General features: G+C 73.3%; 16 protein-coding genes. 6 read left to right on the top strand and 10 right to left on the bottom strand.

The features are described from left to right. Positions 1-162 precede the first annotated feature (162 nt). Entirely contained in the window at positions 163-3,528 is a 3,366-nt protein-coding gene (locus O7543_RS04210; RefSeq protein WP_281555076.1) for a S8 family serine peptidase, read from the bottom strand. 388 nt (positions 3,529-3,916) lie between these two features. On the opposite strand from O7543_RS04210, the gene O7543_RS04205 reads away from it, so the two are divergent. The 3 genes from O7543_RS04205 to O7543_RS04195 all read left to right on the top strand — a co-directional run bounded on the left by O7543_RS04205 (position 3,917) and on the right by O7543_RS04195 (position 7,641). After that, positions 3,917-5,668 carry a hypothetical protein gene (locus O7543_RS04205; protein ID WP_281555077.1) on the top strand — a complete coding sequence of 584 codons (1,752 nt, stop codon included), beginning with the start codon at positions 3,917-3,919 and terminating at the stop codon, positions 5,666-5,668. Between the two features lie 55 nt (positions 5,669-5,723). After that, positions 5,724-6,716, top strand: a complete 993-nt coding sequence (locus tag O7543_RS04200; RefSeq protein WP_348650118.1) for a glycosyltransferase family 2 protein — start codon at positions 5,724-5,726, stop codon at positions 6,714-6,716. Positions 6,717-7,053: 337 nt separating this feature from the next. Further along, positions 7,054-7,641, top strand: a complete 588-nt coding sequence (locus O7543_RS04195; RefSeq protein WP_281555593.1) for a hypothetical protein — start codon at positions 7,054-7,056, stop codon at positions 7,639-7,641. 71 nt (positions 7,642-7,712) lie between these two features. Here O7543_RS04195 and alc read toward each other — a convergent pair whose 3' ends face one another. From alc to uraH, 7 genes are read right to left on the bottom strand one after another with little or no spacing between them, the layout of a single operon-like run. Beyond that, the gene (gene alc, locus O7543_RS04190; RefSeq protein ID WP_281555079.1) at positions 7,713-8,816 is read right to left on the bottom strand and encodes an allantoicase; all 1,104 of its coding nucleotides are present in this window, start codon (positions 8,814-8,816) and stop codon (positions 7,713-7,715) included. Further along, on the bottom strand, positions 8,806-10,131 hold the full coding sequence (allB, locus tag O7543_RS04185; RefSeq protein ID WP_281555080.1) for an allantoinase AllB: 1,326 nt from the start codon (positions 10,129-10,131) through the stop codon (positions 8,806-8,808). Before allB ends, alc begins: the two co-directional genes overlap by 11 nt. Then, entirely contained in the window at positions 10,121-11,407 is a 1,287-nt protein-coding gene (locus O7543_RS04180; protein ID WP_281555081.1) for an aldolase/citrate lyase family protein, read from the bottom strand. The genes allB and O7543_RS04180 overlap by 11 nt, the downstream gene beginning before the upstream one ends. Beyond that, positions 11,407-12,993 (bottom strand): malate synthase A, encoded by a 1,587-nt coding sequence (gene aceB / locus O7543_RS04175; protein WP_281555082.1) that lies wholly within the window; start codon positions 12,991-12,993, stop codon positions 11,407-11,409. Before aceB ends, O7543_RS04180 begins: the two co-directional genes overlap by 1 nt. Next, entirely contained in the window at positions 12,990-14,393 is a 1,404-nt protein-coding gene (locus tag O7543_RS04170) for an 8-oxoguanine deaminase (RefSeq protein ID WP_281555083.1), read from the bottom strand. The genes aceB and O7543_RS04170 overlap by 4 nt, the downstream gene beginning before the upstream one ends. Next, positions 14,387-15,247 (bottom strand): factor-independent urate hydroxylase, encoded by an 861-nt coding sequence (gene pucL, locus O7543_RS04165; RefSeq protein ID WP_281555084.1) that lies wholly within the window; start codon positions 15,245-15,247, stop codon positions 14,387-14,389. Before pucL ends, O7543_RS04170 begins: the two co-directional genes overlap by 7 nt. Before the next feature lie 4 nt (positions 15,248-15,251). Continuing rightward, on the bottom strand, positions 15,252-16,139 hold the full coding sequence (gene uraH / locus O7543_RS04160; RefSeq protein ID WP_281555085.1) for a hydroxyisourate hydrolase: 888 nt from the start codon (positions 16,137-16,139) through the stop codon (positions 15,252-15,254). A 140-nt stretch (positions 16,140-16,279) separates the two neighbouring features. On the opposite strand from uraH, the gene O7543_RS04155 reads away from it, so the two are divergent. Further along, positions 16,280-17,833 (top strand): PucR family transcriptional regulator, encoded by a 1,554-nt coding sequence (locus tag O7543_RS04155; RefSeq protein ID WP_281555086.1) that lies wholly within the window; start codon positions 16,280-16,282, stop codon positions 17,831-17,833. A 34-nt stretch (positions 17,834-17,867) separates the two neighbouring features. Here O7543_RS04155 and O7543_RS04150 read toward each other — a convergent pair whose 3' ends face one another. Further along, positions 17,868-18,965, bottom strand: a complete 1,098-nt coding sequence (locus tag O7543_RS04150; protein WP_281555087.1) for an XdhC/CoxI family protein — start codon at positions 18,963-18,965, stop codon at positions 17,868-17,870. After that, positions 18,962-19,633: a nucleotidyltransferase family protein gene (locus O7543_RS04145; protein WP_348650073.1), complete on the bottom strand. Its 672-nt coding sequence runs from the start codon at positions 19,631-19,633 to the stop codon at positions 18,962-18,964. Before O7543_RS04145 ends, O7543_RS04150 begins: the two co-directional genes overlap by 4 nt. 147 nt (positions 19,634-19,780) lie before the next feature. Between O7543_RS04145 and O7543_RS04140 the strand changes: the two genes are divergently transcribed. Together O7543_RS04140 and O7543_RS04135 are read left to right on the top strand one after the other, a co-directional pair. Further along, on the top strand, positions 19,781-20,617 hold the full coding sequence (locus O7543_RS04140) for an FAD binding domain-containing protein (RefSeq protein ID WP_281555088.1): 837 nt from the start codon (positions 19,781-19,783) through the stop codon (positions 20,615-20,617). Continuing rightward, the gene (locus O7543_RS04135; protein ID WP_281555089.1) at positions 20,614-23,361 is read left to right on the top strand and encodes a molybdopterin cofactor-binding domain-containing protein; all 2,748 of its coding nucleotides are present in this window, start codon (positions 20,614-20,616) and stop codon (positions 23,359-23,361) included. Before O7543_RS04140 ends, O7543_RS04135 begins: the two co-directional genes overlap by 4 nt. Positions 23,362-23,393: the final 32 nt, after the last annotated feature.

Here is a 23,393-nt window from a genome sequence, read left to right as displayed (position 1 = left end):
GGCCGTGATCGGATGCGGGTGATCTGACAGGGTGTCGGCGTGTCGAGTCGACCAGGCGAAGTGGATCAACGCGCTGGGGGCGGCTAGGGACGGCGCGGGCCCTGGTGGCCGTGACCCGGGTCCGGGTCACGGCCACCAGGGCCCTTCGCGGTGTGCGTGACGTCAGTCGGCGGCGGCCAGCCGGTAGGCGTGGACCACCGTCTGGGTGAACGTGTTGCCCCGGCGGTCCTCGGCACCGAACCGCAGCGACACGTACCCGTCGCTGTCCGGGTGCTGCACCGTGGCCACCCAGTTGCGGCCGTCAGCGCGGACCGGGGCCGGCAGCCAGGTGGTGCCGTCGTCGTAGGAGACCTCGACCGACAGTGCGTCCAGGTTGACGGTGACGCCGGTCTGCCGGCGGACCGTCACCGGGATGTCGACCTGCTCGCCGGCCGGGGCGGTGCCGGCGTCGTCGACCGGCGGCGCGGGGCGGGCCACCATCACCGGCAGCCTGCGCCACTCGTCACCGCCTGCCCGCCCGGACTGGAACGTCCAGGCCAGGCTCACCTCTGTGGCCAGGTCACCCACGTCGCGGGTGGCCGCGGTCTCCAGTCGGTAGTCGGACTGACCGGGCGGGACTAGGAAGTAGCCGAACCCACCGACCTCCCACTCGTCGACGAGTTCGCCGTCGCGGTAGAGGGCGGTACGTGCGGTGACGGTCTGCGAGTCGCCGGCGTGCCCGGCGGCGTCACCGAACAGCGGGACCTCCGCCACGATCTCGTCGCCGATCCGGCCGACCCAGCCGCGCGGTACGGTCGTCGCCGGCATTGCCGGGCCGAACGGTGGCAGGTTCCAGGTGTCGGTGTGCCGGGCACCGGCGGTGTACGCGCGGGCCGGGTCGAACAGGAACGACACCGGTGTCAGCCAGCCGTCCTCACCGGGGTCGGAGAAGTACAGGTCGGAGAACCAGTTCACCTGGTCGGTGCTGAACCATTCGACCCGTTCACCGGGGACGGGCACGACAGTGACCTCGCTGAGCGCGCCCAGCGCCGGGTCGTCGAACTCGGCGACGAGCAGCCGGTCGGAGACGTCACCGGTCGGGGTGCCCCGGAAGTCCTGCCGGACCCGGGCCAGGTCGTCGGTGGCGTAGTCACGCTGGTACCCGGTCGGCAGCCGGCCGTCGAAGACCTCGCTCAGCGCGTAGGCGAACGGGCTGTTGGCGTACCCGCCGTCGGGGTCCGGCTTGAACCACTGGTGGGAGATGGATGAGCTGAACCCAGGTGCCCGGTCGTCACCGCCGAGCTGCTTCGTCGACACCCCGTCGAATCCGGGGTACGCGGCACCGATGCCGGTCGGACCGTCGACGGTGTCGAAGCCGGCCGTCACGTCGACGATCGCGGCCCGGGCGGCCGGTTGCGGCACGGTGGCCCGCACCGGTGCCGCCTGCCGGGCGTCCAGGGTGACAGTGGTCTCCCCGGTGACGGTCAGTCGCGGCTGGGCGAGGATGGCGCTGCTGGTGGCCTGGCCCTCCTCGTCGAATTCGTCGATCGTGGCGAACAGGCCGTACTCGCCCCTGGGCAGCCGGGTGACGACGGTGCCGTCCTCGTCGTAGGGGAAGTCGAAGTGCGACGTGTCCAGGCCGGCCAGCACGGTCCAGTACGACTCCGACGGTCCGCCGTCCGGGTCGATGTGCGACACGGTCACGTCGTAGCTCTCGACCTCGCGGTGCACCCCGACGGGGGTGACGACCCGGGTCTGCCCGGCGGTGGCGACCAGGTGTCCACTGTAGTAGCCGTCGACCGCGTCGGCGCTGGTGTCGGCGGTGGCGTCGACGCTGGCCGTACCGCCGGCAGGCACCTCGACCCGCGCGGCGCTGGTGGCGAACATGCCGGCCGGCACTGACGCGCCCGCCGGTCCGGTGATCTCCCAGGCCAGGTCGAGGGTGACCGGCTCGGTGCCGGTGTTGCGGTAGGTCACGGTCCGGCTGACCGGCTCGTCGTCCTGGTGCGGCCAGAGGGCGCGGCCGTAGGAGATGCTGGCCGGCGTGGCGGTCACCGTCTGGGTGACGGCGCGGGCGACGTCGACCAGGCCGGCGCCCTGCTGGTACGCGCCGGTGCCGGGGTGTGGCGCGGCGGACCCCATCAGGGTGGACTTGAACTGCTGCGCGGTCCACTGGTGCTGTTGTTGGGCGAGCAGCGCGACGGCACCGGTGATGTGCGGCGCCGACATCGAGGTGCCCGGCGCGGAAACATAGTGCTCGTCGATCGGGACGTCGAGGGTGGTGCCCTCGGCGCGGGCGGCGACGATGTCGACACCGGGTGCGGTGATGTCGGGTTTGACAGCGTCGTCGCCGACCCGCGGGCCACGGCTGGAGAAGTCGGCCAGCGAGCCGTCGCGGTCGACCGCGCCGACGGTCAGTGCCGCGTCGGCGCTGCCGGGTGACCCGACGGTACGGTCGGCGCCGGCGTTGCCGGCGGAGATGACGAACAGGGTGCCGGTCTGCTCGGTGAGGGTGTTGACCGCCTCCTCGAGGGGGTCGATCTCGGGTCCGTCGCCGCCGCCGATGCTGATGTTGACCACCGGGACCTGTTTGTCCACGGCGAACCAGTGCATCGCGTCGATCATCGCCGAGTCGTCGCACCAGGCCGCCGGACAGACCTTCGCGGAGATGATCTTCGCGTCCGGGGCGACGCCCCGGTACCTGCCGCCGGACGCGGCGCCGCTGCCGGCGATGATCGAAGCGACATGGGTGCCGTGGCCGGTGGTGTCGCCGTCCTCCGGCGCGTCGGTGAAGTTGCGCGTCTCGATGACGACGTCGGCCAGGTCGGGGTGTCCGGTGTCGACGCCGCTGTCCATGACGCCGACGGTGACGCCGGCGCCGGTGAATCCGGCCCGGTGGGCGGCGGGTGCACCGATCTGTGCGACGCTGCGGTCCAGCAGCATCTGCCGTTTTCCGTCCAGCCAGATCCGCTCGATACCGGTGTCGGTGCCACGGGCGGCCGGGCCGGCGGACACCGTGGTCCACAGATCGGCGATGGTGGACTTGTCGGCGGTCACCGCCGCGCCGTCGATCGCCGGCAGGTCGCGCTGCACGTCGAGGCCGTCAACGGCGAGCACGGCGGCGCCACGGGCGGCGACGTCGCCCCGCGCGGCGGTGACGATCAGCGGCAGGGTGTCCCGCGCGGCGTCGTGGTAGCCCCACTCGATCAACTTGGTGACGTTGAACAGTCGGCGGTCCAGCGTGCCGCGTTGAACCAGCTCGGCGGCGTCGCGTGGGACGACGTGCAGCTCCCCGTCGATCCGGTAGGTGCGGAACTGCATGCCGTCGCGACCCTCGCCCGGGCGCAGTGCAGCGGCGCCGGAACCGGTGACGGTGACCTGGTCGCCGGTGAGCAGGGTGACCGTGGCGCGCTGACCGGCCGGCGCCTGTCCGGCAGAGGTCCGACTGGCGCTGTCTCCGTCCGTCGGCGTGGCCCGGCCAGGTTGCCCCGGCCCGATCACGAGTACGGCGGCCAGTCCGGCCGCCACGAGTCTTCTCGAACGTGTCACCAATACCTCCCCATTGGACGTCTGTCAGGACGTCGGGCAGATGCGAAACGTCAGCGTTACACACCCGACGCTCAGGACAACAGGCCTGAAGATGGCTTTCTGGGTCAATCCCGGGCAATCGGCTCATTGTGCAACGGATCCGCGGTCACCCGGTCTGCCCGGCGACCAGTTCCGGTGCGATCTGCGTTCCGGCACGACCTGCGCTCCGGCACGGACCCCGCCACAGCCGCTGGGGCCGACGTCAGCGACAACGAAACCTGGTTCTCGCAGGTCCGGCCGGGCTTGCGCGGGGTCACCGGAAGCGACGATGATCGGCGGACCAGATCCGGCCCGGCAAGTGACGGGCGGGTTCGACAGCCCACGTCCTGATTTGAGATCATCGATTCTCGTGGAGACCGCTCAAGATCGCCCGTCCGCCCCCCGGCCCCCGCTGTGGCGGTTCCTGCGGCACGAATGGACCTTGGCCGTGCTCGGCGGACTGCTCCTCGCGGTGGTGCTGACCTGGCCCACCCTGCGACATCCCGCCAGCACCATCCCCGGCGACATCGCCGACCCCACCCTGCAGGCCTGGCAGGTGGCCTGGGGCGGGCACGCGCTGTCGACCGACCCGACCGGGCTCTGGCACTCCAACACGTTCTTCCCCGAGCGTTACACCTACGCGTACAGCGACACACTCCTCGGCTACGCACCGGCCGGGATGATCGGCTCCGGCTTCGAAGCCGCGCTGATCCGCTACAACATCCTGTACGTGCTGCTGTACGCGTTGGCGTTCATCGGCGCGTACGCCCTGATCCGACAGCTCGGCGCGGGCCGGATGGGCGCGGCGGTGGCCGGGGTCGCGTGGGCCTTCGCCCCCTGGCGGCTGGCCCACTCCGGGCACATGAACATCCTCTCCACTGGTGGGATCGCGCTGTGTCTGGCGATGCTCGCCCGTGGCCACGGCTGGTCGTTGCGGCACGGCTACCGCCCCGAACGGCGCAGACCGGGCTGGGCCCTCGCCGGCTGGCTGGTGGCCGCCTGGCAGATCAGCCTCGGCTTCGGCATCGGACTGCCACTGGTCTACTTCCTGCTCGCCGCCGGGATCGTCGCCGCCGGCGGCTACGGGATCTCCTGGTGGCGACACCGCCGCCGCCCACCGTTCGGCCGGCGGCTACTCGTCGCCGACGCCGTCGGCGGGGTGATCTTCGGCGCGGTCACCCTCGCGATCGCGGCGGCCTACTTCCGCGTCGTCGAGCTCAACCCGCAGGCGGAGCGGAGCCTGGCCTGGACCGAGATGTTCTCCCCGCCGGTGGTCGGCCTGATCACCGCACCCGCCGAGTCCTGGCTGTGGGGAGAACGGCACGCCGGCACCCGGGAGCAGATCTTCTGGCCGCCGGAGATGACGCTGCTGCCCGGGGTGACGCTGATCGCCCTGGCAGCCGCCGGCCTGATCGTCTCGTCGTTGCGGATCCGGCACCGGGTGGCGCTCGCCGCCGGAGTCATCGGCACAGCGCTGCTCGCCCTCGGCGCCACGCTCGGCGGCGACGGCGACCCCGGCTACCTGACGCTGTCCAAGCACCTGCCGGGCTGGGACGCGCTGCGTACCCCGGGACGGATGATGATCTGGACCAGCCTGCTCCTCGCAGTGCTGGCCGCCGGAACCCTCACGGCCGCAGCCGCCGCGCTGCGCCGGGCCACCACCGGATGGTCGCAGTGGTCCCGGCGGGCCGCCGGTGCCGTCCTGGCGATCCCCCTGGCGCTGGTGGTGGTCGAGGGGATGAACCGGACCGCTCACCCGCAGGTGCCCACCCCACCGGCTGCCTGGGACCAGCTCACCGGGCCGGTACTGGTGCTGCCCAGCGACGCCGGCGCGTTCGAGTTGAACGTAATGCTGTGGACCACCGAGGGAGATTTCCCGCAGGTTGCCAACGGCCTGGCCGGTTTCGTCCCGGCCAGCCAGGAGCAGACCCGGGCGGTCACCGCGTTCTTTCCCGACCCGGCGAGCGTCGGATACCTGCGCGACCTGGGGGTGCGTACGGTGCTGGTGATGCCGGACCGGCTGGTCGGGACGCCGTGGGACGGTGTCGCCCAACGTCCGGTCGACGGGCTGGGCATCGCCCGTGAGGAGATCGACGGTGTCCTCGTCTACCGGCTCGACTGAGCGTCCCGGGCCGGCCGGACCACAGGCCGAACCACCCGCGCCGGGCGGTCGGCCGCTGCGGCTGTCGGTCGTGGTGCCCTGCTTCAACGAGGACGCCTCGCTGACCCGGCTGCACACGGCGGTGACCGCCGCGGTGACCGCGCTCGACGACGTCGAGGTCGAGTACGTCTACGTCGACGACGGCAGCACCGACGGCACCTTGGCCGAGTTGCGCCGGCTGGCGGCAGCCGACCCGGCCGTCCGATATCTCGCGCTGAGCCGCAACTTCGGCAAGGAGTCGGCGATGCTCGCCGGGTTGGACCGGGCCAGCGGGGACGCCGTCATCGTGATGGACGCCGACCTGCAACACCCTCCACGCCTGCTGCCCGATATGGTCGCCCTGTACCGGCAGGGGTACGACCAGGTCATCGCGTGCCGCGACCGACGGGGTGACCGGTTCGTCCGTACCGTCGCGTCGCGGACGTTCTACCGGTTGATGAACCGCTGGGTGGACGTGCAACTGCTCGACGGTGCGGGCGACTTCCGGCTGCTGTCCCGCCGGGCGGTCGACGCGCTTCGGGCCATGCCCGAGTACAACAGGTTCTCCAAGGGCCTCTACTCGTGGATCGGGTTCAACACCGTGGTGTTCGCGTACCCGAACGAGGCCCGCGCCGGTGGTGGCAGCCGCTGGAGTTTCCGGTCCCTGTTGAACTACGCGTTCGACGGGCTGCTGTCGTTCAACGACCGGCCGCTGCGGTCGGCGATCTACGCCGGTATGGGGCTCACGTTCATCGCCGTGGCGTATGCGGCCTGGGTGGTCGCGGCCGCGCTGATCCGGGGGATCGACGCCCCCGGCTACACCACGATCATCGTCAGCGTCATCGGTCTCGGCGGTATCCAGATGATGATCCTCGGCGTGATCGGCGAGTACATCGGTCGGATCTACTACGAGACGAAGCGCCGACCCCGTTACCTGGTGATGGAGTCCGACGGGGCCGGTGGTACGCCGCAGGTGCCGACACCTCGGCGGGAGACGACCATCCCCGGCCCGGCGGCCGACGCGGAATGATCCGGCGGGCGGGGTCGTTGTGCATGGTCGCGCCACGCACTCCGGCCCGCAGCCGCCAATCGGCAGTCAGGCTCCGGGCCCGGCCGGGCAGCCCCGGTCGGTGGGCCCGGTCGGGAATCGTCGGCGGGCCGGCGTGGTTGTACATGGTCACGGCGCGCGGCAGCGCACCCGCGCCCCACCCCGGGGCGTGCCGGAGCCGCCCGCGAGCCGACGTCGCACGTCTGAGATCCCGTACCACCCGGATGACCGTTTACCGCGCACCCGCCCGCCCGTGACGGGTGTGCCCCCTCGGCAGACGGAAGGTGGACCCCCCATGACCACGATCATCACCCGTACCCTGCGTACCAGCCTGCGCACCACCGCCCTCGGCATCGCCGGGCTGACCCTGGCCGGCGGCGCGGTCGCCGCCCCCGCCCTGGCCGCCGAGCACGCCCCCACCGCCCTGGCCGCACCCGTGGCCGCCGCGAGCAGCGACAGCGTCGACACCGACAAGCTCACCCCGCACGGCGTGCAGGGCGAGCAGTCCCGCATCAGCCTGTCCGGCGAGCAGACCGACAACGTCAAGGGCATCATCGCCGCCACGAAGAAGGCCGGCATGGACGAGCGGGCCGCCGTGGTCGCCATCGCCACCGCCCTGCAGGAGTCAAAGCTGGAGAACCTGGGCCACCTCGGTGACCGCAACGACCACGACTCGCAGGGCCTGTTCCAGCAGCGCCCGTCGTCGGGCTGGGGCACCGTCGAGCAGATCACCGACGTGGAGTACTCCACCACCGCGTTCCTCACCGGGCTCAAGGCCGTCGACGGCTGGCAGGACATGCCGCTGACCCAGGCCGCCCAGACCGTCCAGGTGTCGGCGTTCCCGTTCCACTACGCCCAGTGGGAGACCCAGGCCGCCGAACTGGTCGCCCAGCACTGGAACAGCTGACCGCAGACACAGCGTCGAAGGGCCGGACCCCGGGTGCGGGGTCCGGCCCTTCGACGTATGCCCAGGCGAGGTCAGCCGGCCGCAGCCGCCGTCCGGTACCGGGCGGCGAGGTCGGTAGCGCCGACGGTGGTGAGCCGGCCGAAGAGCCGCAGCCGGGCCATCCCGCCGTCGGGATGGATGTCCAGCCGGACGTGGCTGACCGGGCGGGGCCGGTCCAGCCGGAAACGGTGCCGGGTGTCCGGTTGCAACGGGGTCAACGGCAGCAGCTCCGGCCAGTCGGTGGAGTCAACGCCGGAGCCGCCGTCGAGGGCCGGACCGGTGCCGGTGAGGTCGGTGCCGATCAGCCGGGCCGCCGCCGGGGCGTTGCCCTTGAAGTGGCTGGTGTCCAGCTCGACGAACTCGACGACGCCGACGGCACAGAGCCGGACCTGGACCCAGTCGTTGCCGTCGTCGCGGCGGCGGGCGGTCTCCCAGCCCTCGCCCATCGTGCGGGCCGGCCCGGGTAGCAGCAGCTGCTGCGGGGATCCGTAGAACCGGTCGCTGCATGCCTCGACCCGGCCACCGTGCTCGACCGCGGCAAGGTCGAGCACCTCGGTCAGCAGATCCGGGTCGGGCACCGGTTCGCCGTACACCCGCAGCCGGGCGACCCCGCCGTCGGGAAAGATCGTCAACCGTACGTGGGTCTGCCGTGCCGGCAGGTCGACCGGGACGATCAGCTGGCTGTCCCCGGCCAGCGCGGTGCGCGGCACCAGTGGGGTCCACCGCGCCGCGGCGAGTTCCTGCGGGCCGGGATAGCCGTCGAGTGAGCAACCGTCCACCGCCGCGTACGGCGGGTAGTTGCCGGTGAAGTGCGCGGTGTCGATCAGCACGGCCCGGACCACGCCCGGGGCACCGAGCCGGACGACGGCGTGGTCCGCGCCGGGCTGGCGGCGGCGGCGGGTCTCCCAACCGTCGTACACCTGGCCCTTCGCCCCGAAGGTGCCGGCGGCGAAGACCGGCGGGTTCGGGTCGACCAGGTTGTCGGCGGCGGCGAAGAACTCGTCGTTGGCGGCGACCACTCCCCCGCCGAGGGCACGGGACGCCAGGTCGGGCAGTCGGGTCGGGTCAGGCAGTCGGGTCGGGTCAGGCCCGTCCGGCGGACCGGGCGGTGGCGTGGATGCGTGGCTACCGGTCAACGGTCCCCTCTCGCGACAGAAGGCGGCCGCGCGGCGCATCCGGGGTGACCGGTGCGCCGCGCAGCCAGGTGGCCCGGACGATGCCGGTCAGGCGTCGTCCGGCGTACGGGGTGATGGGATGCCGTTGCCGCAGCCGGCCGGGATCGACGTGGTAGCTCGGCGCCGGGTCGAAGGCGACCAGGTCAGCGTCGGCGCCGACGACGAGCCGGCCCTTGGCGGGCAGCCCCACCAGGTCGGCCGGGCCCTGGCACATCCACCGGACCACGTCACCGAGACCGAATCCACGCCGACGGGCCTCGGTCCAGACCGCCGGCAGCCCCATCTGCACCGAGGCGATGCCTCCCCAGGCGGCGGCGAAGTCCCCGGTGTCGGGTGCCTTCAGCGCGGGCAGGCAGGGGGAATGGTCGGAGACCACGCACGAGATGGTGCCGTCGGCCAGGGCTGCCCACAGCGCGTCCTGGTTGTCGCGCTGCCGGATTGGCGGACAGCATTTGAACTCGGTGGCGCCGTCCGGGATCTCCTCGGCGGCCAGGGTCAGGTAGTGCGGGCAGGTCTCGGCGCTGACCGGTACCCCGGCCCGGCGGGCAGCGGCCAGCACCGGCACCGCGCCGGCGGCGGACAGGTGCAGGATGTGCAGCCGGGCACCGACCCGACGGGCGACGTCGATGGCGGCGGTGACCGCCTCGATCTCGGCGGCCGGCGGCCGGCTGGCGAGGAAGTCCCGGTAGCGGGTCGAGGAGGCGGCGGCCATGAGCTGGTCGGGTTGTTCGGCGTGCACCACGAACAGGGCGGGTACGGCAGCCAACGCGGCGGCGAGCTGACCGGTGTCCAGTGGGGGGAACTCCGGCACCCCGGAGTCGGCGAGGAACGCCTTGAACCCGAAGACCCCGGCGGCGTACAGGTCGGGCATCACCTGCTGGTTGCCGGGGACCGCGCCGCCCCAAAAGCCGACGTCGACATGGCACTGCCCGGCGGCGGCCCGCCGTTTGACGGCCAGCGCGGCCGGGTCGACGGTCGGCGGAAGGCTGTTCAACGGCATGTCGACGATGGTGGTGACGCCGCCGGAGGCGGCGGCCAGCGTGGCGGTGGCGAACCCTTCCCATTCGGTACGGCCGGGTTCGTTGACGTGCACGTGGGTGTCGACGAGTCCGGGCAGCAGCGCGACGTTGCCGAGGTCGCTGTCGACCGTCGCCGGCACGTGCTCCCGGTAGTCGGCGACGGCGACGATCCGACCGTCCCCGACGGCGATGGCGGCCGGACGCTCGCCGTCGGGGAGCACCGTGCGGCGGGACCGCAGTACCAGATCAACGGGCATGGTCGGTGGGCTCCTCACCGGACGCGGTCGGCAGGTGGGCGGTCGGCCCGGCATCGCGGTCGGCGGCCGGAGCGGCCTCGGCGGAGCCCGGACCGGCCAGGGTGGTCAGTACGGTGCGGTCGAAACCGGCGTCGGCCGGGTCGACGGCGCCGCAGTCCAGCCCGCGCAGCAGGAACCGGGCCAGCGCCCGGGCGGTCGCCGGCTCGTCGAGGATCCCGCCGGACCGGCGGGCGAGGTAGGCGTCGAGCCGCCGGACGGTTTGCTCCCGGCCGGCGCGGTAGAACGCGTAGGTCGCGGCGAACCGGGTCGGCAACTGGTGCGGGTGCAGGTCCCAGCCCTGGTAGAAGCCGCGTTCCAGGGATCTGCGGACCAGGCCGGCGTGGCGCTGCCAGGCGGAGCGCACCGTCTCGGTGTCGCCGACCGGCAGGATGTTGGTGGAGCCGTCGCTGAGCGGTACACCGGTGCCGGCGGCGGCCACCTGCATGACGGCCTTCGCGTGGTCGGAACTTGGATGGTCCATACTCAGGTAATCGGCGGCGATGCCGCAGGCGGTTCCGTAGTCGTAGGTGCCGAAGTGGAGTCCGGCACACCGTCCGGCTGACTCACCGATCAGCCGGGCGACGGTCGCGGTGCCGTCGGGAGCGAGAATCGCCGCCGGAGTCTCGATCTGGATCTCGAACCGCAGCGCCCCGTCCACCAGCCCGTACGCCTGCTCCAGCCGGCCGCAGACGTCGACCATCGCGGCGACCTGGGCCGGGTGGCTCACCTTCGGCAGGGTGACCACGAAGCCGTCGGGCGGCCCAGCGCAGGCGTCCAGAAAAAGGTCGAGGCTGCGGACCGCCCGCCGCCGGGTGGCCGCCTCCAGACACTTGATCCGCACCCCGACGCGCGGTGGGCCCACGCCGGCGGCCCGTGCCTCGGTCAACGCACGTGCCGCGGCCCGCAGGTCGGCGTCCTCGATGGCGTCGTCGCGTACGCCGTACCCGTCCTCGACGTCGATGCGCAGGTCCTCGACCGGCTCGCGGGCCAGTTTGGCGCGTACCCGCCGGTCCAGCTCGACCGGGTACGGTGCCGGCGGATGGGCGTCCAGCGCGGCCAACGCCGCCGCACCCCAGGTCGGCACCAGGTCGGCGGTGACCCGGTCGGCGGGCACGTACACGGTGTGCACCGGCTGGCGCCCGGACGCCTCGCCCGGATAGCGGGCCCGCAGCGCGGCGTCGACGTCGGCGAGCCGGTCGTCCAACGCGGCGTACACCGCCGGATCGAGCCGGGCCATCAGTCGATCAACCGGTACGCCGGCAGGGTCAGGAAGTCGACGTAGTCGGGACCAAGGGCGACCTCCTCGAACAACGCCCGGGCCTGCGGGAACCGGCTCGCCGTCCAGTCCGGTTCGGTCAGCACGGCGCGGATCGCAGCGAGTTCGGCGTCACCGATGGTCCGGACCAGATCGGCGGTCACCAGGGTGCCATCGGGCAGCCGTACCTCGTTGCGGATCCACTGCCAGATCTGGGACCGGGAGATCTCGGCGGTGGCCGCGTCCTCCATCAGGTTGTCGATCGCCACCGCACCGTTGCCGCGCAGCCAGGCCTCCAGGTAGCGCACCGCGACGGCGACGTTCGCGCGCAGCCCGGCCTCGGTGACGGCACCGCCGGTGGCGGCGACGTCCAGCAGCTGCGCGGCGGTGACCGACACGTCCGGGCGCTGCCGGTCGAGCTGGTTGGGCCGGTCGCCGAGGACCTCGTCGAACACCTCGCGGCAGACCGGCACCAGGTCGGGGTGGGCGACCCAGGACCCGTCGAAGCCGTCGGCGGCCTCCCGCCTCTTGTCGGCCCGGACCTGGTCGACGGCGCGGGCGGTGACGTCGGCGTCCCGCCGGTTCGGGATGAACGCCGACATCCCGCCGATCGCCATCGCGCCGCGCCGGTGGCAGGTGGCGACCAGCAGCTCGGTGTAGGCCCGCATGAACGGCGCGGTCATGGTCACCGCCGCCCGGTCCGGCAGCACGAACCGCCCACCGGCGTCGCGGAAGTTCTTGATGAGGCTGAACAGGTAGTCCCACCGGCCGGCGTTGAGCCCGGCGGCGTACGGGCCGAGTGCCCACAGGATCTCGTCCATCTCGAACGCCGCGGTGATCGTCTCGATCAGCACGGTGGCCCGGATGCTCCCGGCCGGCAGGCCGAGCGTCTGCTCGACATGGACGAACACGTCATGCCACAGCGCGGCCTCCTCGTGGCTCTCCGTCTTGGCCAGGTAGAGGTAGGGGCCGCTGCCCCGACGCAGCAGCTCGGCGGCGTTGTGGAACAGGTACAGGCCGGCGTCGACCAGCGCGCCGACGGCCGGCGCGCCGTCGAAGACGAGGTGCCGCTCGTCGAGGTGCCAGCCACGGGGCCGGACCACGATCGTCGGGTACGGCCCGGGGCCGAGCCGGTAGGTCTTCGTCTCGGTCCGCAGCTCGATGGTGCGTCGCACGGCGTCGGCGAGGTTGCGTTGCCCGTCGACCACGTTCGCCCAGTGCGGGGTGTTCGCGTCCTCCAGGTCGGCCAGCCAGACCCGGGCACCGGAGTTCAACGCGTTGACGGTCATCTTGCGGTCGGTGGGCCCGGTGATCTCCACCCGCCGGTCGGCCAGGTCGGGCGGGGGCGGCGGCACCGTCCAGCTGCCGGCCCGCACCTGCGCGGTGTCGGCCCGGAAGTCCAGCCGGCCGGTGCGGGCGATGTCGGCCCGGCGGCGGCTCCGGGCGGCGAGCAGCTCGGTCCGCCGGCCGGCGAACCGACGGTGCAGCCCGCCGAGGAACGCCACCGCGTCGCCGGTCAGCACGTCGCCGGTAGGTGGCAGCGGGTCGACCTGGCTGCGGGGTATCAAAGGTCACTCCTGTTCGACGGGGCCGGGGACATCAGGGCCCGGTGCGCGCGGGCGGCCCGGCGGGCCAGGTCGGCGGCGTCGGCGGTGCGCAGCTCGGCGCGTTCGACGACCGGCCGGCCGCCGACCAGGAGCAGCTCCACCGGTGCGGGTGGGCCGAGCACCAGTGCGGCGACCGGGTCGTCGATGCCGGCGTGGCCGAGCCCGTCGACCCGCCACAGCGCGACGTCGGCGAGCTTGGCCACCTCAAGCGAGCCGATCTCGGCTGCCCGGCCCAGGCAGCGCGCGCCGCCGATGGTGCCCAACGCGAGGGCGTCGCGGGCGGTCAGCGCCGCCGGCCCGCCGCGCAGCCGGGCCGCGTACAGCGACTGGCGCAGCTCCGCGCCGAGGTGGCCGACCTCCTGGCTGGCGGCGCCGTCGACGCCCAGGCCGACCGGTACGCCGGCGGCGAGCAGATCGGTCACCCGGGCGGTGCCGGCGCCGAGCCGGGCGTTCGAGCTGGGACAGTGCGCGACGCCGGTGCCGGTGGCGCCGAGCCGGGCCACCGCCGCGTCGTCGAGGTGGACGCCGTGTGCCAGCCACACGTCGTCGCCGAGCCAGCCGAGCTGTTCGGCGTACTGCACCGGGGTGCAGCCGTGCGTGGTCCGGCAGTACTCCTCCTCCTCGACGGTTTCGGCGAGGTGGGTGTGCAGCCGGACCCCCCGGCGGCGGGCCAGTTCGGCCGACTCGCGCATCAGCCGGGGGGTGACCGAGAACGGCGAGCAGGGGGCCACGGCGACCCGCAGCATCGACTCCGGCGCCGGGTCGTGCCAGCGGTCGATCGCCGCCTCAGTCGCGGCCAGCGCGGCGTCGGTGTCCTCCACGGTGGAGTCCGGGGGCAGCCCACCGGCCGAGCGGCCGAGGTCCATCGAACCCCGGCAGGGATGGAACCGCAGCCCGATCCGGCGCGCGGCGTCGATCTCGGCGGCGAACAGGTCACCGCCGTCGCGGGGGAAGACGTAGTGGTGGTCGGTGCTGGTGGTGCAGCCGGACAGCGCCAGCCAGCCGAGGTTGGCCGCGGCTGCGTCATGCACCGTGTCGGCGTCCATCCGCGACCAGACCGGGTAGAGGGTGGTCAGCCAGCCGAACAGGTTCTGCTGCTGGGCCAGGCCACGGGTGGCCCACTGGTAGAGGTGGTGATGGGTGTTGACCAGGCCGGGGGTGGCCAGGCAGCCGGTGCCGTCGACCCGGCGTACCCGGCGCTGGTCCCCGCCGGTGAGCGTGTCGAGCAGGCCGGCGGGCACGTCGCCGGGGCCGACGGCGGCGATGTGGCCGTCGTCGCCGACGACGAGATGCCCGTCGCGGTGCTCGGTGCCGGCGGCGTCGACCGTGGCGACGGCGGCGCCGGTGACGACGATCACCACTGCCCCAGCTCCGGCGGCGCGTCGTCGCGGGTGACGGTGCCCTCGATCAGCCCGTACGGCCGGTCGGCGGCGACGAACACGCTGTTCGGGTTGTCCAGGCCGAACGGGCTCAGGTCGACCAGCAGGTGGTGCTTGTTCGGCAGGGCCAGCCGCACCTCCACCACGTCGGGCCGGTCGGTCAGCACCCGCTCACCCATCGCGTACAGGGTCTGCTGCAGGGACCGGCTGTAGGTGCCGACGAACGCGTCGACCAGCGCCTGCCGTACGGCCGCGTGGGCGGCGTCGAAGCCGCCGGGCGGCGCGGTGCCGGCGTAGCGCCACCAGGCGTCCACGGCGGTGGCGAGGATCCGGTCGTCGGCCTCCGGCAGGGTGGTGTACGGGTCGACGACGTAGCCCCGGAACTCCGAGTCGGTGGAGTTGAGCAGGACCAGGTCGGACAGGCCGGCGATCACCTCCGCCCGGTCGCCGTCGTAGCGGACCGTGACGGTACGGGTGGAGCCGCCGTCGCGTTCGAACGAGTGCGGCCCCAGCCGTCGCCAGTCGTACTGCTCGATGTCGACGCGGGCCCGGCTGATGCCGGGCTGGCTGTCCACGAAGTGCCGGGCCAGCAGCAGGCCGAACTCCTCGGCGCTGGCGACGCCGTGACGACGGGCGAACGCGTACACCGTGTTCTTCTGCGTGTCGGTCGGCAGCACCTGGCTGTTGTCGCCGGTGAGGTGAGTGGCGGCGAGGTCACCGGCGAGCGCGACGGAGACGTTGAGGTCGCGCAGGGTGTGCCGGTCGCCGTCCCGGTCCACCCGGACCACCCGGGTCTGCGCCTTGCCGTACCGGTTCGGCCCCAGAACGATTCCCATCCGGTCAGCTCCCTCGGTAAGTGGTGTAGCCGTACGGGCTCAGCAGCAGCGGCACGTGATAGTGGCGGGCGGCGTCGCGGACGGTGAACACCACCGGGATCTCGGTGTAGAAGGCATCCACCCCGAGCCGGTCGGCCACGTCGAACACCAGCCGGTAGGTGCCGGCGGCCCAGCCGGCGCCCGGCACCCAGTCACGCAGCCGGCCGTCGGCGTCGGTGTGTCCGGTGGCGACGGTGCGCCAGCCGCCCCCCGGGTCGGCAGCGTCGAGTCGCACGGTGATACCGGTCGCCGGGGTGCCGGTGGTGGTGTCCAGCACGTGGCTGGACAGCGGCGCCGGCCCGGCGAGGTCGTCGACGAGTCGGCGCAGGCGCAGGGCGGCGATGTCGCCGAGCTCGGTGCGGACCACGCCCTGCTCGGTGTCCGGGTCGTGGTGCAGCCGCTGCCGGGCGGCGGCCACCAGTTCCGCGGCGCCACGGCCGTTCGCGAAGATCAGGAAGCGGTACCCGAACCGCTGCTCGTAGGCGTCGTTGACCTCAGCCAGTTCGGTCGCGACGCCGGGGCCGGAAGCGACGGTGCCTGGGCCGGGGCCGGAAGCGACCGTGCCGGAAGCGGCCGTAGCCGCCGCCTGCTCGCGACGGGACCACTGGGCGTCCCGGCCGGTGCCGGTGGGCGGCCGACCGATCCGCGGGTGGACGGCGACCGCGTCGGCCACCTCCGGCCAGGGCAGCGCACCGACCTGCGCCCGCGCGGCGGCGGTCAGCGCCGCCCGGTCGGCGTACGGCCGGCCGGCCGTCACGGCGGCGGCCCAGCCGGGCGCGGCGCAGCAGCTGAGCAGCAGTTCCCGCACGTCATCGGCGGGCAGCGTGTTGAACACGTCGAGTCCGCGGTCCAATCCGGTCCCCTTTCGCTGGGCAGCAGCAGTCAAGCAGTTGCGGCGAGCCGGCCGATAGCGGCGCAGGAACCAAAGACGAAACATCGTCACCGTACGCTTTTTGGAGATTCATCCAATCACCGTGACCGGAGGCGACCCCCGTGCTGCTGGCCGACGTGCTCGACAAGGCCCACCTGAAGCTGGTGCCGCTGACCGGCGACGACGGTCGGGACCGCACCGTCGGCCGGGTCAACGTCATCGACCTGCCCGACCCGGGCCGCTACGTGGCCACCGCAGATCTGGTGCTCACCGGCCTGATGTGGCACCAGGGGCCGGACGACTCCGAGGTCTTCGTCGTGGCGCTGGCCGCCGCCGGGGTGACCGCGCTGGGCGCGGGTGAGGCGCTGCACGGCAGCGTGCCCCGCGACCTGGTCGCCGCCTGTCGCCGGCACCGGCTACCGCTGTTCGAGGTGCCCGCCGACGTGTCGTTTCGCGACATCATCGACGACGTCCATCCGACCCTGTGGGCGCAGCGGGCCAGCTCACTGGCGGCGGTGCTGGGCCGCCAGCGCGGACTGGTCGCCGCGATGGCCGCCGGTGCCCGGCTGACCGATCTGCTGCCGACAGTGGCCGCTGCGGTCGAGACCGACTGCTGGACGTTGACCACCAGCGGCCGGGTGGTAGCCGGCACGGCCGAGCTGGCCGATCCGGTCGCCGAGGCGCTGAGCCGTGCTTTCCTGACCGCGCAGCGGCTGCCCGCGACGGTGACGGTCGACGGCGCGCGGTTCTCCGTGTTCGGGGTTCCCGGCCGAGCCGAGCACCGGCTGGCAGCCTGGTTGGTGGCCTGCCGGGGCGCGCTCGACACACTGCCCGGCACGGTCGACGAACTGACCAGCGTGGTGGCGCTCGAACGGGCGCACCTGGACGAGGCCGCCCGGGTGGAGGCGCGGCTGGCCGGCCAACTGCGAACGGCGCTGCGGGCGCCGGGGGACCTCGCCGGGCTGCGGGCCGCGCTGCTGGCCGCCCGGCTCGACCCGGATGCCACGTTCGTCGCGGTCGCCGCCACGCTGGACGAGATGCGCGCACCGGCGACGCTGACCGTCGCCGTGGTCGACGAGTTCCTCAGCCGGCTGGCACCCGACCGGGCGGTCACCGTCCTCGAACCCGACCTGCCCTGCGGAGCGCTCGCCGTGCTGGCGCTGGCTCCGCAGGCCGCCGGCACCATAGGGTCGGCACTGGTCGCCGCCGCCGACCGGATGGTGCCGGGACTGCGCGGCGGCCGGCTCGTCCTGGGCGTCTCCGCCGCCAGCGTGGGTGCCGCCGGGCTGGGCGGAGCGGTCGAAGAGGCGTTGCACGCGCACCGTTCCGCCACCAGCACCGCGACCGGTCCGGTCAGTGTGGTGGCCGCCGGTGAGTTGGCGTCGCATTCACTGCTGCTGGCCGGGGTGCCGGCCGGCACCCGGCAGGGGTTCCGCAGTCGGCTGCTCGGGCCGGTCGAGGAGTACGACCGGGCGCACCATGCCGACCTGCTGCGTACGCTGTCGGTCTTTCTCGACTGTGACGGATCGTGGAGCCGCTGCGCGCAACGGCTCCACGTCCATGTCAACACGTTGCGGTACCGGATCGGCCGGATCGAGCAGTTGACCGGCCGGGACCTCGGCCGGTTCGAGGACCGGGTGGACTTCTTCCTGGCGTTGCGGCTCACCGCCGACTGAGACCCGTGTGCCGCAGGCCCGGGTGCCGCAGGCCCTACACCGCGGCGTGGATCGAGCCCCGGCCTGCGGTCAGCCGTCCGCCGTCGCGGCCGCTGCGGGCCGCCACGATCTCGGCGGCGATGCTGACCGCGGTCTCCTCCGGGGTCACCGCCCCCAGGTCCAGCCCGATCGGCGCGCAGAGCCGAGCCAACGCGGCCGGCGGCACCCCGACGGCACCTAGCCGGGCCGCCCGGTCGGCGGCGCTGCGCCGTGACCCCATCGCCCCGATGTAGGCCAGCGGCAGGTCGAGGGCGGTCCGCAGCAGCGGTACGTCGAACTTCGGGTCGTGGGTGAGTACGCAGAGCACCGTACGCGGGTCGATCCGACCGGCGGCGGCCTCGGCCCTCAGGTAGCGGTGCGGCCAGTCGACGACCACGTCGTCGGCGTCCGGAAACCTCTGCCGGGTGGTGAAGACCGCTCGGGCGTCGCAGATCGTCACCCGGTAGCCGAGGAACCGGCCCTGCCGGGCGAGCGCGGCGGTGAAATCGGTCGCCCCGCAAATGATCATCCGGGGCGGCGGCAGGATGCCGCGGACCAGCAGGGTGGTGCCGGCGGCGGGCTGGGCGAGCGTGGTCCGCCCGGTGTCCAGCGCCGGGCGGGCGACCCGGACCGCAGCCGCGTCCAGCGTCGGCCCGCCGAGCGAACCCCACTGACCTTCGGCGTCGACCAGCAGCCAACGACCCTGGCTGGCTGGCGGCCCGGTGAGGCAGGTGACCACCGCGACCGGGCGGGCAGCCCGGGTCGCCGCATGCAGCCGCTCCAGCTGCGGCACGCTGTCGCGGTCCACCCGCTGCACGTACACCTCGATGGTGCCGCCGCAGGTCAGCCCGGGCTCGACGAGCTCGTCGCCAGGGTCGCCGAAGCGCGCCAGCCGCCCCTCGCCGGTGTCCAGCACGGTACGACACAGCTGGTAGATGGCGGCCTCGACGCAACCGGCCGAGACGCTTCCGGTGACCGTGCCGTCCGGGGCCACGAGCATACTCGTGCCCGGTGGCCGGGGTGCGCTGCCGGCGGTGGCGGTCACCGTCGCGACGGCCACCTGCTCACCGGCGTACCACCAGCGCATCGCCTCGTCGAGGACCGGCCCGTTCATCCGGTCGCCGCCGTCCGGGCCGAGGCGCCGCCTCCCGCGCGGAGCCGGTCGGGGTCGCGGAGCCAGTGGGGGTAGGCGAGCTGGTCCAGGTCGCCGGGCCGGTCCAGGTCGCCGGGGCGGTCCAGGTCGGTCGGGTCGCCCACGTCGCCGCAGGGCACCAGACGCAACTGGTCGGGGTGGGCCCGCAGATAGTCGCGGGCGCCGGTGTCACCGGTCGCCGACGCCGCCACCGCCGTCCAGTGTTCCCGACCCAGCACCACGGGATGCCCTGGCCGCCCGTCGACGTAGCTGGCCGCGGCCAGCGTCCGCCGGTCGGCGCCGGCCGCCACCCGGCGGACCGCCGCTGGACCAATCCCCGGCATGTCGACCAGCAGGACAGCCGCGGCGTCCGCCGGGCTGGTGCCCACCGCCGCCAGGCCGACCCGCAACGACGAGCCCATCCCGGTGGCCCAGTCAGGGTTGACCGCCGGCACGGCGCCGGCCAGGTCGGCACTCGCACGCACCGCGTCGGCCGCCGCTCCGAGCACCACGATCACCGGCCGGCAGCCGGCCGAGCGCAGCGTCTCGACGGCCCGGGACACCAACGGGGTCCCGTTGAGACGGACCAGCGCCTTGGGCCGACCGTAGCGGCGGCCGGCGCCGGCGGCGAGGACGATTCCGGCAAGCACCCGTCAACGATGGGCAGCGGCTGATCACCCGGTCAAGGCGCCCCGGTACGCCTTGTAGCTTCGTCCAACCACCTGCCTGATTGGCGGGTCGGGATTGTGTTCCGCCGTCATTGTCCGGGCCGGCGGCGGCATCGGACGATGCGGACTGTGGATCTGCATACCGTCTCCGACGTGATCGCCGCCGACGGCGACGCCTGGCGCCCCGGCGACCGCTGGCTCGCCGGCGGCAGCTACCTGTTCTCGCAACCTCAGCCCGGGGTGCACCGGCTGCGTGACCTGACCCGGCTGCGCTGGCCGTCGATCCGGGTCGACGACGACGGGCTGGAGATCGCCGCCACGTGCACCGTCGCCGAACTCGCCCGGTTCGCCCCGCCGCCCGGTTGGAATCGGGTGACGGAGCTGGCCGCAGGCTGCTGCGACGCGTTCCTCGCCTCCCGCAAGATCTGGAACGTGGCGACCGTCGGCGGCAACATCTGCGCGGCGCTGCCGGCCGGTCCGATGACATCACTTGCGGTGGCGACCCGGGTCGAGTACCTGCTCACCGATCTGGCCGGCGGGCAGCGCCGGGTGCCCGCCGACGGGTTCATCCGCGACGTCGGTACGACGGTGCTGGACACCGGCGAGTTCCTGCGCAGCATCCGGCTACCGGCAGCGGCCGCCCGGGCCCGGTACGCGATGCGCCGGGCGTCGCTGTTCCGGCACGGCCGGTCGGCGGCGCTGGTCATCGGCTCGGTCGACCAGGACACCGGCGGGTGGACGATGTCGGTGACCGCGGCCACCCGCCGCCCGGTGGTGCTGTCGCTGCCGGCGGCGCCGACCGGGTCCGAGTTGCTGGACCGGGTGGACGCCGGATGCGCGGCGGCCGGCTGGGGCGACGACGTGCACGGCCTGCCGCACTGGCGGCGGCACCGCACGCTGCGGATGGCCGACCAGGTCCGGGTCGAACTGGCCGCGGCCGGCACCGACGGAGAGTGCAGCCGGTGAGCGTCGTGGTGAACGGCACCGCCGCCGCCGGGGAGCCGGCCGCCGGCCAGTGCCTGCGCACGTTCCTACGCGAGCAGGGCTGGTACGGCGTGAAGAAGGGCTGCGACGCCGGGGACTGCGGAGCGTGCACCGTGCACGTCGACGGAGTCCCCGTACACAGCTGTGTCTACCCTGCGGTACGGGCCGAGGGCCGGTCGGTGACCACGGTCGAAGGACTGGCCGACGGCGACACGCTGCACCCGGTGCAGCAGCGGTTCCTCGACGCGCAGGGATTCCAGTGCGGGTTCTGCACCGCCGGGCTGGTGATGACGGTCGCCGCGCTCGACGAGACCCAGCGCGCCGACCTGCCGCGCGCGCTGAAGGGCAACCTGTGCCGGTGCACCGGCTACCGGGCGATCCGCGACGCGCTCGACGGGGTACGGCACGTGAGCGGCACCGCCGACGGCACCCCCGGCGGTGGCCCTGGCTGCCCGGCGGTCGGCGGCAACGTGGCCGCCCCGGCCGCCCGGCAGATCGTCACCGGCACCGCCCGGTTCACCTTCGACGTCGACGTTCCCGGGCTGACCCATCTGAAGCTGGTCCGCTCGACGGTGCCGCATGCACGGATCGTCGACATCGACACCGACGACGCGATGCGGGTCCCCGGGGTCCTGGCGGTACTCACCCACCACGACTGCCCCGACCTGCGGTACTCCACCGCCCAGCACGAGAACCCGCGCGAGGACCCGGCTGACACCCGGCTCCTTGATGACGTGGTCCGCTTCGTCGGGCAGCGGGTGGCGGCGGTGGTCGCCGAGACCGAGGCGGCCGCCGAGACGGCCGCCGACCTGGTTCGGGTCAGCTACCAGCCGCTGCCGGCAGTGTTCGACCCAGCGGCGGCGATGCTCCCGGGCGCGCCTGTCCTGCACGACGTGGATCCGGCGGTCAGCGGCATCGCCCGGCCGGCGGACAACGTGGCCGGTGAGGTGCACGGTGAGATCGGCGACGTCGACCGGGCGCTGGCCGACGCCGACGAGGTCTACACAGCGACGTTTCGCACCCAGCGGGTGCAGCACGCTCACCTGGAGACGCACGGGGCGATCGCCTGGCCGGAGCTGGACGGCGGGCTGACCGTGCGGTCCAGCACCCAGACGCCGTACCTGACCCGACGGGCGCTGGCCCGGCTGTTCGGCCTGCCGGCCGAGAAGGTCCGGGTGGTCGCCGGCCGGGTCGGCGGCGGGTTCGGCGGCAAGCAGGAGATGCTCGTCGAGGACGTGGCGGCGCTGGCCGCGCTGCGCACCGGACGACCGGTGAAACTGGAGTTCACCAGGGCCGAACAGTTCACTGCGGCGACCACTCGGCATCCGTTCGACACCCGGGTGACGGTGGCGGGGCGCCGCGACGGTACGCTGACCGCGATCCGGCTGCACGTGGTCGCGGACACCGGCGCGTACGGCAACCACGGCCCGGCGGTGCTGGCGCACGGCTGCAGCGAGTCGGTGGCCCTCTACCGGTGCCCGAACAAGCAGGTCGACGGTTGGTCGGTCTACACCAACACGGTTCCGGCCGGCGCGTTCCGCGGCTACGGACTGGGTCAGGTGTCGTTCGCGGTGGAGTCCGCCGTGGACGAGCTGGCCCGCCGGCTCGGGTTCGATCCGGTCGCGTTCCGGGCCCGCAACGTGATCGGCCCGCAGGATCCGCTGGTCACCCCGGTCGGGCACGACGACACCGTACGGGTGCACAGCTACGGCCTGGACCAGTGCCTGGAGCTGATCCAGCGGGCCCGGACCGAGACCCGGCAGGAGGACGTTGCAGCCGGCTGGCTGGTCGGCGACGGCATGGCGGTGGCGATGATCGCCACCGGACCACCGGGCGGTCACCACGGCCGGGCCCGGGTCACCCTCGACGCCGACGGCGGCTACCAGCTGGATATCGGGATGGCCGAGTTCGGCAACGGGTCGACCACCGTGCACCGGCAGTTGGTCGCCGACGCGCTGACCAGCACCGTGGATCGGGTACGGATCCGGCAGTCGGACACCGCACTGGTCGGTCACGACACGGGCGCGTTCGCCTCGACCGGCACCGTGGTGGCTGGCACCGCCGCGCACCGCGCCGCGGTCGCACTGCGGGAGGTGCTGGTCGACGCCGCCGCACGGGCGACCGGCGTCGACCGGCGGGACTGCCGGGTGGACGGGACGACGGTGCGGTGCGCCGGCCGGCTGGTCGATCTGGTCGACCTGGCCCGGGTCGCGTCGGCGGCGGGCCGGCCGCTCACCGCCGACGGACACGCCGACGGGGCGCACCGCTCGGTGGCCTTCGACGCGCACTGGTTCCGGGTGGCGGTCGACCCGGACACCGGGGAGATCCAGATTCTGCGCAGCGTGCACAGCGCGGACGCCGGGACCGTCCTCAACCCGATGCAGTGCCGGGGGCAGGTCGAGGGCGGGGTGGCTCAGGCGCTCGGTGCCGCCCTCACCGAACATGTTGACATCGACGACCAGGGTCGGGTGGTCACCGACGACTTCCGCAGCTACCACCTGCCGACCTACGCCGACGTGCCGCTGACCGAGGTGCTGTTCGCCCGCACCAGCGACCCGCTCGGGCCGGCGGGCGCGAAGTCGATGAGTGAGAGCCCGTTCAACCCGGTGGCCGCCGCGCTGGCGAACGCGCTGCGGGACGCGACCGGAGTCCGCTTCACCGACCTGCCGTTCACCTCCGACCGGGTGTGGAACCGGCTGCAGCACGACCGGGCCGACGGCGAGTAACGACATCGGCGAGTAACGACTGAAGGAAGAAT

The organism is Solwaraspora sp. WMMA2080, from assembly GCF_027497395.1.
In the GTDB taxonomy this organism is placed as follows: Bacteria; Actinomycetota; Actinomycetes; order Mycobacteriales; family Micromonosporaceae; genus Micromonospora_E.
Note: the sequence above shows the minus strand (reverse complement) of the source record. Positions and strands in the feature narration are given on the sequence as shown.

Excerpts from the sequence above, each read along its gene's own strand:
- allB (WP_281555080.1), bottom strand. The coding sequence starts at position 10,131 with ATGCCCGTTGATCTGGTACTGCGGTCCCGCCGCACGGTGCTCCCCGAC.
- O7543_RS04180 (WP_281555081.1), bottom strand. The coding sequence starts at position 11,407 with ATGGCCCGGCTCGATCCGGCGGTGTACGCCGCGTTGGACGACCGGCTC.
- pucL (WP_281555084.1), bottom strand. The coding sequence starts at position 15,247 with ATGGGAATCGTTCTGGGGCCGAACCGGTACGGCAAGGCGCAGACCCGG.
- O7543_RS04150 (WP_281555087.1), bottom strand. The coding sequence starts at position 18,965 with ATGAACGGGCCGGTCCTCGACGAGGCGATGCGCTGGTGGTACGCCGGT.